Here is a 12920-nt window from a genome sequence, read left to right as displayed (position 1 = left end):
CGTGAGCGACTGTGCCTTTCGATAGCGCTCGCATGGCTCACACCCGGGCCGGGATGGGTTCGGCTGGCGCTGTCGCGGGGGCGTGGCCACCGGCCTCGCCCGGGACGCCGAAGGGCGCGAGTGCGGCGGCGGTTCGGCCGCTGTCCCGGCCCGCGGCTGCCGACGGATCAGCGGCCGCTTCGGTGGCGGGCGCCTTCGAGGCTCCAGGCGCGAATTCGGCCATGGCTTTGGTGAATTCGGCTAGGAAGCGGTCCATTTCGACGGCCGGGAAGGAGGCGGGGAAGCGGGTGGAGAGGCGGAGGCCGTCGGCGGCGCGGACTATCCAGAAGAAGACCTCGTCGCCGGAGTAGGACTCGGCGCGGAGGGTGTGGCCGCGCAGGGATTCGACGAGTTGGTAGTCGGGGAGGGCTCGGATGTCGAGGAAGGAGATGCCGAAGCGGGGGCGGTCGGTGCACTCGAGGAGTTCGAGGACTCGGGTCCAGGTGGCGTCGTTGGCGATTCGGGAACGACGCAGCACGGTGCGGGTGGTTTCCAGGGCGCTGTCCACGTCCAGGTCGGGGGCGAGGGTGATGTCGATGGGGACGACATTCACGAACCAGCCCATGGATTCGAGCCAGCGCAGGTCGGGGCGGGTGGCGATGGGCATGATGGCGCGCAGCGAGATGTAGCCGAAGGTGCGGCGGTAGGCGATCGCGAGAGCGGTGAAGACGGCAACCGACAGGCGGTGGCCGCGCTCGGTGAGAGCCTGCTCGACCCGTTCGAGATCGTTGAGGGGCATGAGCTTTCGCGAGACGCTGAGCTGCGCCCGCTCGGACACCGCGCTGCTCCCGGCGGTGATGGCGGGTTCGAAGCGGGGCAGCATGCCGCCGGAGCCGTCCAGGAAGCGCCGCCAGTAGCGCACGGGTTCGCACGCGGTGGTGAGCGCGGCCGCGGCGCCGCGCTCCCAGTGCGCGAAGTCGGCCGAGCTGCCGAAGGTCGGGGATTCGCGCACCGGCTCGCCCTGGGCGACCGCGCGATACAGCGCGCGCAGCTCTAGAATGACGATGGCCTGCGAATAGGCGTCCATGACCGAGTGATCGGCGGCCACCAGCACGGTGAAGTCGCCGGTCTCGGCGTGCTCCACCGTGGCCAGCAGGCAGTGCGGCCAGCGCAGCGGGGAGAGCCGGTATTCCAGTGTGCCGGTGAGGTATTCGTTGATCTGCTCGGATCCGGTGACGCCGGGCACCGGCTCGTCGGCGACGGTGACGTCGGCGGCCGCGCAGACCAGCCGCTGCGGTTCGGGCTCGGTGTGCGAGGCGAGGGTGGTGCGCAGGCCCTCGTGTCGCGCGTGCCACAGCCGCACCGTCTCGCGCCAGTGCGCGGCGTCGAGGGCCGCGTCCATTTCGAAGATTGTTCCGATCCAGCGGCCCCGGCCCGGCCGCGGGTCGGCGGCATCGGCCTCCCGGCAGTGACGGACATGCACGCTGGTGAAGGGTCGCTCGTCGGTGGCCCAGTCGGCTCCGGCGGCCAGTTCGGCCCGCCACAGGGTGAGTGCGCCTGGGCGCACGGCGAATTCGGACAGGTGGGTGTAATCCATGACCGTCTCCCTCATCTAATTCCGTCGCGACGGCCACCGTAAGAAATCCGTAAATGAATCACGGCGAGCGAAAACCTCGCTCAGAAAACGGTTTATGGGCCGTCCGGCGAATGGAAAGCTAATGCCCCTACTTACCGGCGGATCCAGCGCCCGCGGCGGCGCTGCCGGTGCCGAGCGCGCCGGCCAGTCCGGCGGCGGTGGAGCCGCCGGTGCCGACCGCCGCGCTACCGGTTCCCAGCTGCGGCAATACCGACGGCTGCGCAGCGGGCGGGGCGGGCGCACCGGCGGACGGATCGCCGTCCGCCGGTGCGGCGGTAGCCAGGGCAGGCGCGAGAAGGGGCACTGCGAGGCCCGCGAGAATGATGGCCGCACGGGCCACACGGGGTGCGTTCATGGCCTGTATTCCTTTCACCTTCATCAGGACAAGCGCCGGAAACGGCGACTTGGTGGTCGCAGATCGAATGTGCGGCGGCGACGCTGCCGAGAAAATGGCACCCGATGGGTAATTACGTCTTCGTCCATCGGTGGGGTCTGAATCGACCTGCGCACCAAGAAAAACACCAACATTCCAACCGCGCAACCCATAGATGCGCAAACAATTGGTTAACGAAATGTTCCCAAACGCTTCGACTGTGCTTCAGGACACTGCACAGGAGAAATTGGCCTCCACTTCACTTTTTCGCCGCACCGCCGGAGAACCAAGATCGAAATTGAGTTGCTCGCCGGTCCCCCGCATCTGGGATCCTGGGCTGGTGAACGCAGGGGAAATCGCCGTCGAGTTCGCGCCCGAGCTGCGCGTGTTCGTCGGCCAGCGGGCCGGCACACCGGTTCGCATCGACGGCACCTCGACACTGGGGCATGTGGTGGAGTCGCTCGGCGTGCCGCTCACCGAGGTGGGCACGCTGCTCGTGAACGGGAAATCCGTTGCGGCCGGTTATATTCCGACCGCCGGGGACAAAGTCACCGTATCGGCAGTGGCCCGTCCGCAGCCGAGTCCGGAGCCGTTGCGCTTCCTGCTCGACATCCACCTGGGCACCCTCACCCGGCGGCTGCGACTGCTGGGAATCGATGCGGCATACGAGAATCCGGATATCGGCGACGCCGCACTGGCCGCGCGGTCGGCCGCCGAACGCCGGGTGCTGCTGTCGCGCGATCGCGGCCTGCTGCGCCGCCGCGAGATCTATTCCGGCGCTTATGTTTACAGCCATCAGCCCGCCGAGCAGCTGGACGACGTGCTGTCCCGCTTCGCCCCTCGGCTCGCGCCGTGGACCCGCTGCACCGCCTGCAACGGACAGCTGCGCGCCGCCGCGCGCGAGGCCGTGCGCGACCGGCTGCCCGACAACACCGGCCAGAGTTACGACTCCTTCGCCCAGTGCCTCGACTGCGGCCAGACCTATTGGAAGGGCGCGCACCACGCGCGGCTGGACGCCATCGTGGCGGCGGCATTGGCCAAATTCGCCTGATTCACGCGTGCATATTGTGTGCCGCGCCACTCTCCCCTACGCTCCTGTGACACCACTCGGTCTCACAACCGGCCGGGCGGCTTGGGAATGGAGGGACCTCGATGGCGAGGGTTCGGGCGGGCCGACGCGTGCTCACGGCGGCGCTGACGGTGGCCATGATGGCCGGGGGATCATGGATGGCGCCAACGGCGTTCGCCGACGAGACGGCGACCGCCCCGCCCGGCGCTTCGGGCGCACCGGATGTCACCGCCCAGACCCTGTACGGCGGTATGGGTTCACATCCGGTGGCCACCAATGCCCAGGTCGGTCCGTGCCAGGCCTCGATCGTCGGGTTCGTCCAGAACGTGGCCGTCCACATCTTCGGCAATACCGAGGACCTGACCTGCACCGCGGCCTTCCCCAACGGCTTGGACTCCCCCATCGGCGTGAACACCTATTTCCCCGCCGACATCGCCGATCCGGCCGAAGCGCCGCTGATCGTCCTGACCGGCGGCATCGACGCCAATCCCGGTATGTACGACCGTCTCGCGCGGCAGTGGGCGAGCAATGGCTTCGTGGTGACCGTCCCCTACGACTGGTTCAACTCGCTGGCCTATGTGCCCGCGGCCGGTCTGGCGTTGGCGATCTGGCAGAACCGGGACGCGGGCTCACCGCTCTTCGGCAAGGTGGATCTGTCGCGCACGATCTTCGCGGGCCATTCGGCGGGTGGTCAGTCCACTCAGCAGATCGTGTCGGCGCTCCCGGGGGTGGCCGGGCTCATCGACCCGAATCTCCATGTGGCGGGCGCGCTCGCGATCGAGCCCGGCCCGCTGGCGCTCGGCCCGCTGCTCGGGGTGCCGACGCTGTATCTCACCGGTGTGAACGACTTCGTGGTCCCCGACTTCGCGTGGGTGCGCTGGTGGCAGTACAACCTGACCTGGAACGCCCCGGCCTGGATCGCCAATGCCCGTGGGGTGAGCCATTTCTCGCCGGTCGACGGCATCGAGGACTACCGCTCGTCCGGGACCGCGGTGGCGTGGCTGCGGTATCTGGGCTTCGGTGACGAGACCGCCAAGCGGTTCTTCGTCGGCCCGGAGTGGGCGCTGCGCAATGACAAGACGTACTTCAGTGTGGAACGCAACGCGCTCGCCAACGCGGTGCGGTGAGGGAGCTTCGATGAAATCGCATCGCCATTGGTTCGGTACGGCGCTGGTCGGCGCGGCGCTGACCGCCGGGTCGCTGCTCGCACCCGTCGCCGTGGCGGATCCCGTCGCGAGCGCCTGCGCCGATCCGGCCTCGGCCGGAGTGGATCCCGCCGCGCTGGCCGACGCCATCGACTTCGGCACGCGCGGTGGCGGATTCGCCATCCAGGTGTATCGACACGGCTGCCTGATCGGGGATCGCACCGGTACCGGGAACCTGCCCTTCCCGCTGGCCAGCTCCAGCAAGGGTGTCGCCTCGGTGGCGATCGGCCGCGCGATCACCATGGGGTACTTCGGCCTCGACGATCCGCTGGGTAGGTTCTTCCCCCAGGCCGATGCCGCGCACGCCGCGCTCACGGTGCGGCAGGTGCTCACCCAGACCACGGGTCTGCGCTTCACCTGGGCGGCCGACGTGGCGGGCATCGCCACCGACGAGGTGCTGCAAACCCTGGAAACCCCTTTCGCTTTCGAGCCGGGGAAGACGTTCCAGTACGCGCAGGCCGCGCTGGTACTGCTGCCGCGCATCGTGGAAATCACCACCGGACTGGACTTCCAAGAGTTCGTGCAGCGAGAAGTCATGTCCCCGTTGGGAATCAACCGCGACCACTGGGTGTGGCTGCGCGATCGCAGCGGGAACACGGCGGTCAACGGCGGATTGGCCATGCGCGCGGACGATGTCGCGCGCCTCGGTCAGCTGATGCTGAACGAAGGCCGCTGGGGCGAGCGGCAACTCATCGATCCCGGCTACATCCGCGAGGCCCAGCGCGGCACCCCGGGCAATCCCGGCTACGGATTCATGTTCTGGCTCAACTCCGGTGACTCGTACAAGTCGGCGACCGTGCCCGTCGCCAAGACCTTCGACCACCCGATGTTCCCCGGCGCGCCCCGCGACCTGTACTCCTTCGTAGGCGCGCTCGGCCAGTTCGTCGCTATCATCCCCAGCCGCGACATGGTGATCGTGCGCCTCGGCGTCCCGGGCCGCATCGACCCGGCCAACCTCCAGACTTCGCTGGCCGCCGAGACCAATCCGGACAACAAGGAGTTCCTGCGCCGGGTCACCGCCGCGGTCACCGATGTCCCCGCCGAGCCCTACGACGACCCCTACCGCTACGACAACGGCCTGGGCCCGATCATCGGCGGCCTCGACGATCTCGCCTTCTGGACCGACCCGGTCACCGTCGCCCAGATCCTGCTCGGCGTCGGCCCCTACGCCTCCGGCAACTGCAACATCCTCTGGTGCAACGGCAAACTGGTCCCGCAGGACGTCTTCGCCGCCATGCTGGATTCGGGCGGCCAGATCGCGGCCGCACTGCTCGCCCTGAACCAGGGCCAGCGGTGATCAGCGGGCGCGGGCGGCGGCCGCTGCCGCGTCGAGGCGCGCACCCAACGCCTTGACCTGGTCGCGGAGGACCTCGATGTCCTCGACCGGAACGCCGACGAGGTCCAGCACGGTCTGGATCATCTGCTGTGCGCCGTGCTGCAATGCACGGCTGGACTCGGTGGCGTGCAACACCACCGCGCGCCCATCGGTGGCGCTGCGGACGCTCTCGACCAGGCCGCGCGACTGCAGCCGCTGGACCAGGGGCGAGAGCGTGCCGTAGTCGAGGTGGACCTGTTCGCCCAGGTCCTTCATGGTGATGCCCGGGCGTTCCCACAGCGCCAGCAGCACCAGGTACTGCGGGTAGGTGAGGTTCATATCGTCCAGGAACGGCCGGTAGGCAGCGGTCATGGATCGTGACGTGGAGTACAGCGCGAAGCACAGCTGGGCATTGAGCGAGAGCAGCGCGTAGTCGATCTCCTCGTCCGCTCCGGCCCGGTGCCCGTCGGGTGCGGAAGGCGGATGTTCGTGCATTACTGCACTGTACTGCGGACGCCGGCGTGCACTGTGTCACGGACAGTGGCCAGCACCGCATCGGTGGCCGCGCGATCGCCGACCGTGATGCGAATACCGGTGGGATAGGTCTTGACGTGGATGTCCGCGCCCGCCAGCGCGGTTGCCACACGATCGGCATCCGGGCCGGGCAGGGTGAGATAGGAGAAGTTGGCGTAGCTGTCGGGGACACACAGGCCGAGCTCGCGCAGCCCGGTCGTGAGGCGGGTGCGGTGCTCGCCGAGCACCGCGATGCGCGCCTCGATCTCGGCCTCCGCCTCGTAGCAGGCGCGCACCGCGACCTCGGCGAGGGCGGTCATGCCGAAAGGCAACTGCCAGCGCGAGATTCGCTCGATCAGCCGCGGGTCGCCGATGGCGTAGCCGACCCGCAGCGCCGCCAGGCCGTACGCCTTCGAAAAGGTGCGCAGGACGAGCAGATTCGGATGGCGGTCCAGCAGCGCGAAGACGTCGGCCCGCTCGGATTCGGCGACGAAATCCACGTACGCCTCGTCCAGGACGACGGTGATCGCGGCCGGAATCTCCCGCAGGAACGCCTCGAATTCCGCCGGTGGCACCAGGGTTCCGGTGGGATTGTGCGGACTGCACACCACCACCAGCCGGGTCCGCTCGGTCACCGCGGCGGCCAGCGCCGCCAGATCCTGGCATCCGGAGCCGGTGAGCGGCACCGCGATCGGCCGCCCGCCCGCCATGGTGGTGAGGATCGGGAAACCGTCGAAGGTGGGCGTGGCCATCACGACTTCCGCTCCGCCGGAACCGAATTCCTGGACGATGTGCATGATCACCCCGGTCGCGCCCGCGCCCACCGCGATGGCGTCGGGCGCGCAGCCGAGCCGTTCGGCGATCAGGCGCGGCAGTCGCTGGGGCAGGAATTCGGGGTACCGATTGGCCGAGGCGAGCGCGCGGCTCAGCGCCGCCCGCACCGAGGCGGGCGGGCCGTAGGGAATCTCGTTGAGCTGCAGCCGATGTCCGGCCGATATCAGCGGGGTCATGGCGCTCACCCCCTTCAGCGTCCGCCCCACCGGACCGCGGCGGCCGCGGCGAAATCGCCCGCGTGCGCGAAGCCCGCGAACATCACCAGCGAGCCCGCCGGTACCCGGCCCTCGTCGACCGCGCGGTCGAAGGTGACGGGAATGCCCGCACCGAACAGGTTTCCGCAGTCGTCGAAGGTGTCGGGATGCTTGTCCTGCGGCAGTTGCAGCGCATCGCGCCAGTTGCGCAGGAAGGCGCGGTTGGGCTGATTGGTGACCAGCAGATCCAGTTCCCGCGACTGCACCCCGATGCGCCGGCACACCGCGTCGGCGACCTCCGGCACCAGCCGGTTGCCGCGCTGCAGCACCTTGGCGATCTTGGATTCGGTGAAGCCGACATGCATCTGGCCGCTCCCGGCCTCCCAGTAGCGGCGCGGCGGCTCGGCGATGGCGGTCATCTGCCCGGCGAACTCCGGCAGATGCCGGGTCTCGATGTCGAGGATCGGCGAATCACCGGATTTCACCAGCAGTCCCGCGCCCGCGCCGTCGCCCGGGATGGCGGCCTGCGCCTTGCCGCGCACCTGCTCCTGGGTGAAGATCTGGCCCGCCGCGTTCTGCACGGTGACCACCAGCGCGGACCGCGCCTCGGAGGAGAGCAGGATCTGGCGGGCCAGTTTCATGCCGTGCACGAACGACGCGCAGCCGCCATTGTGCAGGTCGATCAGCCATTCCGGCGAGATGCCCAGGCGGGCAGCGACTTCGCCGCCATTGCCGACAATGGCGACCTCGGGTAACTGGGTGTGGACGATGAGAATGTCGATGGTGCGCAACACATCCCGGCCCTGGCGTTCCAGGATCGGGGCGACGGCGCGCTCGGCCATATCGGCGGGCGTCTCACCCGGTGCGATGTGGCGGCGGAACTTGGGCGACTTGAACATGATGTTCGAGGTGACCTCGTCGGGATCCGCGTACTGCGCGAAATAGTCTGCGGGGACGATGTTCTCGGGCAGATACCCGGCGACGTCGATCAGGCTGACGGTGCTCATGCTCAGTTCATCCATTCCGGCTTGATCGGCTGTCCATTGGCGTGGCGGTGTTCGCAGATGGCCTTGAGATTGCGCAGTTCCAGCAGGTGCCCGGCGGCGAAGAGATGCCAGAAGTCGCCGACCCAGACCGGGCGGCCCTCGGGCTCGGTCTCCGGGTAGCCGTTGTTCTCGTAGAACGGGTGGTGGCAATTGGTCCAGGTGACAACGCAACCCGGCTTGTTCAGCACCAGTTGCGCGTCGACGACCCGCATCAGGTAGATCATCCACAGGTGGTCGGCCTGGTCCCAGGCGCAGTGATAGTCCACGGTGCGGGCCTCGGCATTGGACACCGTGCGGGTGTAGATGCGGGTGTGCGAGCCGATCCGGTCATCCGACACCCAGACCTCGGGATCGGCCTCGGTGCGCTCGAAACCCCGCATGCTGTAGGTCCATTCGCACAGGCTGCGGGTGTCGGCGAGGTAGTCGAACACCTCGTCCGGCGGGGCGTCGATGAATTCGGTGACGGTGCAGTACTGGCCGTAGATCTCGTCGTGCGGGTAGACGGATCGGGTCATGTCCAGCACCAGCGGCATGCCCTCCTTGAGGGGCATGGACTCGATGCGGTACACCCCGGGCACATTCACATCGGGTACTTCGATCGGCTCGGCGTTGACGGTCTCGGTCATGCGAGGGGCTCCTTCAGAAACGGTGCGAACGGTGGGATCTCGTCCGGGTCACACTGCAGTTCGATGAACGCGGGCCCCGGTATTGCCCGCGTCTTCTCCAAGGCGTTCTCGAATTCGGTCAGGGTGCGCGCGGTCCACGCGGGCAGATCCGGGAACATCGCGGCCACCCCGGCCCCGATCTCCGCCGCCCGGAACCGGTTGAAGCTGTACTCGCCGGAGTAGTAGACCTGCTCCCGCGTCACGCACATGCCGTGCGCGTTGTTGTTGAACACCACGAACGTGACCGGCGCCTGATACTCGACCGCCGTATGCACCTCGTGGCCATGCATGAAATACGCACCGTCCCCGGCGATCACCACCGCCCGCCCGCGGGAACCCGCAGATGATGCACCACGGCCGCCCCGGTATTCCCGGCATCGACGACGACATCGGTGCCCGGTTCCAATGCGTTCTCGAGCGCGGCCACCGCTGCCCGATATCGGACGCCGGGCCCGGAGGCCTCCGGCACAACGAGTTCCGGCAAACGCCGACTCGCCTCGGGGTGCGCCGGTTTCGCGCCCGCGTGCCCGGCAAGTTCATTCAGGTTGGCGGCCAATGGCCCTCGCACGACGGTGTGCACCGGGACGAAAGGCTCCTCCGCACCCAGGTAGACCACCTGCGGGCAGGCCTCCAGGGCCGCATCCAATCCCGCTCGCGAGGTCACCGGGAGGGGCGCTCCCACCAGCAGGCACAGGTCCGCTTCGGCGACGAGTTCCGGTGCCCGTGGATGTCCCATCACTCCGGTGACACCGGCGAACAACGGATCCCGATTCGGGAAGGCGTCCTTGGCATCCGGCGTGACCAGGACAGTCGCACCCAGTGCGCGCACCAACGCCGCCAGTTCGTCCCGCGCATCCGCGAGCCCGACCTCGGGCCCGGCGATCACAACCGCCCGAGATCCGTCGAGTGGTACATCGGCCAGGGAAATTGGGGAAAGTTCAGTCACTGGTGTGTCACTGGACGGGGCAGCGACGGATGTCGGCGAGGAAGGTGCGGCTTGAATGTTCTTGGGCAGCAGTAGGACTGAGGGACCACCTTCGAGCGCCGCCGCTATGGCCCGATCCAGTGCGGCGGAAATATCCTGCGGGCTGGTGACTTTCACGCAGTAGCGGGAGACCGCACCGAAGATCTTCTCGGCATCTAGTCGCCCGGGGAGGCCGCTGCTGTCCTGGAAGGCGCCACGGCCCTCGAGGTTGGTCGGCGGCTGGCCGACGAGGGCCAGGACCGGGACGCGGGAGTCGAAGGATTCGGGCAGGGCGGCAAGGAGATTCATGGCTCCGCCGCCGGAGGTGGCGGCCACTACGCCGAGGCGGTGGGTGGCGCGGGAGTAGCCGTCGGCCATGGTGGCGGCGCCGAATTCGTGTTTGGCGAGAATGCCGGTGACGGCCGGGTGGCGGTGGAGGGCGTCGTAGAGGTCCTCGATATTGGCGCCGCCGACACCGAAGACATGGCCGGTGTGGGCCGCGATGCGGTCGACGATGAGGTCGGCCACCGTATGCGCTTCAGATTCGATACTGCCTTGTCCGCGATACATCGCACACAAGGTATCCATGGAGAGTGAGTTCGATCAACGTGTCGCAGGTCACAATCCAGACCGAAATGCGCTGTTAGCCAGGGCAATTAGCCAAGCGAAGACCCCGCCGGGGGACGGCCCCGGCGGGGTCCCGGTCCGGCTGCAGGGGAACCGGACCGCGGGGTGAACCGCAACCGGCTCAGAGCCGGTACACAGGAATCAACGAGTGGCGGCCGGGCGCGGTTCACCGCTCGTGCTCGATCGGCGTGTCGAATGTCCGAAGACCGCGCGGGACAGGCGCAGGCAGCGGTTGTCGCCATTGAGGGTGAGGCCAGGCGGTTGGGGACGTAGGCGAAGGACAGGCCGGTGTGGGGATCGGCGAATCCGAGCGAGCCGCCCATGCCCGGGGTGCCGTAAGCGCGGTGGTCGGGTGAGCCGAACGGGAAAGTGGGACAGGACTTTCGGAATCCGAGATGGAATCGCGTGATGGTCTTCACGACGGCATCGGGGGCGGGCACCGGACCGGCGTCGGCCAACCGGGCGCGGACCGCGCCGGAGATCGGCAGCTCCCCGGTGAGACCCGCCGCGTAGATGCGCGCCAGCCCGCGCGCCGAGCCGACGCCATTGCTGCCGGGCAGTTCCACCGACATGATCTCCGGCCGCACGAAGTCCTCCGGCATGCCCAGGTCCGGCACCGCCAGCGCGCGGAAGAGCTGGCCGCGGCGCAGCAACGCCGGAATCGCTTGATTCCAGGGCAGATTCCGCTCGTACCGCAGCTCGAGGCCATTGGTGCGGATCAGCCGCGCGATGCGGTCGCCGCCCAGGTCCGCGTCCAGTCCGAGGGTGAAGTCGACGGCGAGCGGTCCGGCGATCTCCTCGGCGAGGAAGCGCCGGATGCTGCGCCCGGCCGGGTCGGCGCGGCGCACCAGCTCATTGATGAACAGCCCGATGCTGACGGGGTGGTAGCCCTGCCGGGTGCCCGGCGTCCACGCGGGCCGCTGCGCCGCGAGCACTCCGGCGACCCGATCCAGATCGTGCAGATCGGCCAGCGTCATCCGGGTGCCGCGCAGAATGTGCAAGCCCACTTGATGGTCGATGAGCTGGCGGACGGTCACCTCGCCCTTGCCGCGCGCCGCGAACTCCGGCCAGTAGCGCGCCACCGGCTCGTCGTAGTCGAGCTGTCCGCGGGTCACCAGCATCGCGAGGATCAGTGCCGCAACGCCTTTGGTGGACGAGAAGACCGGCACGATGGTGTCACGCTCCCACGGCAGCCGCCGCTCCCGATCGCGCAGGCCGCCCCAGAGATCGACCACGGGCGTGTCCCCGTCGAAGACCGCGACCGCCGCGCCGATCTCGCCGTGGTGTGCGAAGTTCCGCCGGAAGGCGTCGGCGACCCGGCCGTATCCCTCGGCGACATACCCGTGCGTCTTCGTATCGGTCACAGCTGGCGAGCCTAACGAAGCGCGGTGCGCGGGTCCCGGCCCCAGACGTCGAATGGGATATGCCCCACCGCGCGGCCGCGCGGGCCGAGGGTCCGGCCCATGCGCTTGAGCGTCCGCAAGGTGAGCTGGCGCTCGGTGATGCGCAGCTCCGGAAACTCGCGCTGCAGGCGGGTTTCCAGCAGGACGCCCTCGCGCGGGCTGCGCAACCAGGCGATGAGCATGACATTGGCGTCATCGGCGGTGGCGACGCAGAGCCGGATCTCCGGCCAGGACGCCAGGGCCTTGCCGAGCCGGTCGAGGTCGGGCGCGGGAAGTTGCGCCCAGTAGTTGGCGGTGACGGTCCAGCCCGCGGCCTGTTCGGCGAAGTCGCAGCGGAACACCAATCGGCCCGAGCGGGTCATCTCGGTGATGCGGCGGCGCACGGTGGTTTCGGTGAGGCCGGTGTCGCGGGCCAGGTCCGCGATGCTGCGGCGGCCGTCGGCGGCCAGGGCCAGGACCAGGGCCGGGTCGCCGGGCCGGATGCGGGAGTGGGCGGGCGCGGGTGCGCGCGGGTCGGTCAGCAGCGTGCGCTGGCTCGGGTCGAGGGCCTGGGGTCGCCAATGGCTGCCCTCGACATAGACGTGCTGACTGACCGCGGTGCGGATCTCCTCGACGCCGGGCAGGGCGGCCAGCTCGCGCGCGGTGAGATCGTCCAGGGCGGCGAGGTTTTCGACGGCCACCGAGAGCTGCATCGGATAGCCGCCGGTGAGGCGTTCGACGCTGAAGACGCACGGCATGGCGGCGACGCGGTCGGCGAGTGCGGTGAGTTTGTCGGCGCGGCAGCGCAGTCGCAGATAGGCGACGGTGGCGAAGCCGGGAGGGTAGGCGGTGATCCAGGCCAGCCCGGCGGCGGTGAGCTGCTGCCAGCGCCGGGCGGCGGTGGTGGCGTCCATGCCGAGCGAGGCCCCGATGCGCGTCCAGGAGGCGCGCGGATTGATTTGCAGAGCGTTCACCAGATCCAGGTCGCGCTCATCGAAGGCGGCCAGCGCGGCGGATTCCGGCGCACTGCTCGCCGCGATGGCGGTATCCGGCGATTCGGCCGTATCCTCGGACATGGGGCCCAGTGTGGCAGTTCAGCCACTCCTCCCGCCGCGAAG

At 68.8% G+C, this 12920-nt stretch carries 13 protein-coding genes; 3 read left to right on the top strand and 10 right to left on the bottom strand.

Features of this window, described 5'->3' with window-relative positions; all coding sequences use genetic code 11:
- Window positions 1-37: 37 nt before the first annotated feature.
- Both ACAM49_RS13355 and ACAM49_RS13350 read right to left on the bottom strand, forming a co-directional pair.
- Window positions 38-1576, bottom strand: coding sequence for a condensation domain-containing protein (locus tag ACAM49_RS13355; RefSeq protein ID WP_369635793.1), 1539 nt, complete (start codon window positions 1574-1576; stop codon window positions 38-40).
- A gap of 127 nt (window positions 1577-1703) precedes the next feature.
- On the bottom strand, window positions 1704-1970 hold the full coding sequence (locus tag ACAM49_RS13350) for a hypothetical protein (RefSeq protein ID WP_369635792.1): 267 nt from the start codon (window positions 1968-1970) through the stop codon (window positions 1704-1706).
- Window positions 1971-2328: 358 nt separating this feature from the next.
- Here ACAM49_RS13350 and ACAM49_RS13345 point away from each other — a divergent pair, with 358 nt between their 5' ends.
- The 3 genes from ACAM49_RS13345 to ACAM49_RS13335 all read left to right on the top strand — a co-directional run bounded on the left by ACAM49_RS13345 (window position 2329) and on the right by ACAM49_RS13335 (window position 5559).
- Entirely contained in the window at window positions 2329-3039 is a 711-nt protein-coding gene (locus tag ACAM49_RS13345) for a Mut7-C RNAse domain-containing protein (protein ID WP_369635791.1), read from the top strand.
- Between the two features lie 101 nt (window positions 3040-3140).
- Window positions 3141-4184 (top strand): hypothetical protein, encoded by a 1044-nt coding sequence (locus tag ACAM49_RS13340; protein ID WP_369635790.1) that lies wholly within the window; start codon window positions 3141-3143, stop codon window positions 4182-4184.
- Window positions 4185-4194: 10 nt separating this feature from the next.
- Window positions 4195-5559, top strand: a complete 1365-nt coding sequence (locus ACAM49_RS13335) for a serine hydrolase domain-containing protein (protein WP_369635789.1) — start codon at window positions 4195-4197, stop codon at window positions 5557-5559.
- Here the strand turns inward: ACAM49_RS13335 and ACAM49_RS13330 are convergent, their stop codons facing one another.
- The 8 genes from ACAM49_RS13330 to ACAM49_RS13295 form a co-directional block, all read right to left on the bottom strand.
- Window positions 5560-6072, bottom strand: a complete 513-nt coding sequence (locus ACAM49_RS13330; RefSeq protein ID WP_369635788.1) for a MarR family winged helix-turn-helix transcriptional regulator — start codon at window positions 6070-6072, stop codon at window positions 5560-5562.
- The gene (locus ACAM49_RS13325; RefSeq protein WP_369635787.1) at window positions 6072-7100 is read right to left on the bottom strand and encodes a histidinol-phosphate transaminase; all 1029 of its coding nucleotides are present in this window, start codon (window positions 7098-7100) and stop codon (window positions 6072-6074) included. Before ACAM49_RS13325 ends, ACAM49_RS13330 begins: the two co-directional genes overlap by 1 nt.
- Before the next feature lie 14 nt (window positions 7101-7114).
- Window positions 7115-8125, bottom strand: coding sequence for a 3-oxoacyl-ACP synthase III family protein (locus tag ACAM49_RS13320; protein ID WP_369635786.1), 1011 nt, complete (start codon window positions 8123-8125; stop codon window positions 7115-7117).
- A 2-nt stretch (window positions 8126-8127) separates the two neighbouring features.
- On the bottom strand, window positions 8128-8790 hold the full coding sequence (locus ACAM49_RS13315; protein ID WP_369635785.1) for an SRPBCC family protein: 663 nt from the start codon (window positions 8788-8790) through the stop codon (window positions 8128-8130).
- Window positions 8787-9146, bottom strand: coding sequence for a thiamine pyrophosphate-dependent enzyme (locus tag ACAM49_RS13310; protein ID WP_369635784.1), 360 nt, complete (start codon window positions 9144-9146; stop codon window positions 8787-8789). Before ACAM49_RS13310 ends, ACAM49_RS13315 begins: the two co-directional genes overlap by 4 nt.
- On the bottom strand, window positions 9143-10363 hold the full coding sequence (locus ACAM49_RS13305; RefSeq protein WP_369635783.1) for a thiamine pyrophosphate-binding protein: 1221 nt from the start codon (window positions 10361-10363) through the stop codon (window positions 9143-9145). Before ACAM49_RS13305 ends, ACAM49_RS13310 begins: the two co-directional genes overlap by 4 nt.
- A gap of 86 nt (window positions 10364-10449) precedes the next feature.
- On the bottom strand, window positions 10450-11784 hold the full coding sequence (locus ACAM49_RS13300; RefSeq protein ID WP_369635782.1) for a serine hydrolase domain-containing protein: 1335 nt from the start codon (window positions 11782-11784) through the stop codon (window positions 10450-10452).
- Window positions 11785-11795: 11 nt separating this feature from the next.
- On the bottom strand, window positions 11796-12878 hold the full coding sequence (locus ACAM49_RS13295; protein WP_369635781.1) for an Lrp/AsnC family transcriptional regulator: 1083 nt from the start codon (window positions 12876-12878) through the stop codon (window positions 11796-11798).
- Between the last annotated feature and the right edge of the window lie 42 nt (window positions 12879-12920).

Origin of the sequence: Nocardia sp. JMUB6875 (genome assembly GCF_041154655.1) — a bacterium.
Lineage (GTDB): Bacteria > Actinomycetota > Actinomycetes > Mycobacteriales > Mycobacteriaceae > Nocardia.
Note: the sequence above shows the minus strand (reverse complement) of the source record. Positions and strands in the feature narration are given on the sequence as shown.

Coding starts and splice junctions, on each gene's coding strand:
- ACAM49_RS13355 (WP_369635793.1), bottom strand. CDS start 1,576: ATGGATTACACCCACCTGTCCGAATTCGCCGTGCGCCCAGGCGCACTC.
- ACAM49_RS13350 (WP_369635792.1), bottom strand. CDS start 1,970: ATGAACGCACCCCGTGTGGCCCGTGCGGCCATCATTCTCGCGGGCCTC.
- ACAM49_RS13340 (WP_369635790.1), top strand. CDS start 3,141: ATGGCGAGGGTTCGGGCGGGCCGACGCGTGCTCACGGCGGCGCTGACG.
- ACAM49_RS13335 (WP_369635789.1), top strand. CDS start 4,195: ATGAAATCGCATCGCCATTGGTTCGGTACGGCGCTGGTCGGCGCGGCG.
- ACAM49_RS13330 (WP_369635788.1), bottom strand. CDS start 6,072: ATGCACGAACATCCGCCTTCCGCACCCGACGGGCACCGGGCCGGAGCG.
- ACAM49_RS13325 (WP_369635787.1), bottom strand. CDS start 7,100: ATGACCCCGCTGATATCGGCCGGACATCGGCTGCAGCTCAACGAGATT.
- ACAM49_RS13320 (WP_369635786.1), bottom strand. CDS start 8,125: ATGAGCACCGTCAGCCTGATCGACGTCGCCGGGTATCTGCCCGAGAAC.
- ACAM49_RS13315 (WP_369635785.1), bottom strand. CDS start 8,790: ATGACCGAGACCGTCAACGCCGAGCCGATCGAAGTACCCGATGTGAAT.
- ACAM49_RS13305 (WP_369635783.1), bottom strand. CDS start 10,363: ATGTATCGCGGACAAGGCAGTATCGAATCTGAAGCGCATACGGTGGCC.
- ACAM49_RS13295 (WP_369635781.1), bottom strand. CDS start 12,878: ATGTCCGAGGATACGGCCGAATCGCCGGATACCGCCATCGCGGCGAGC.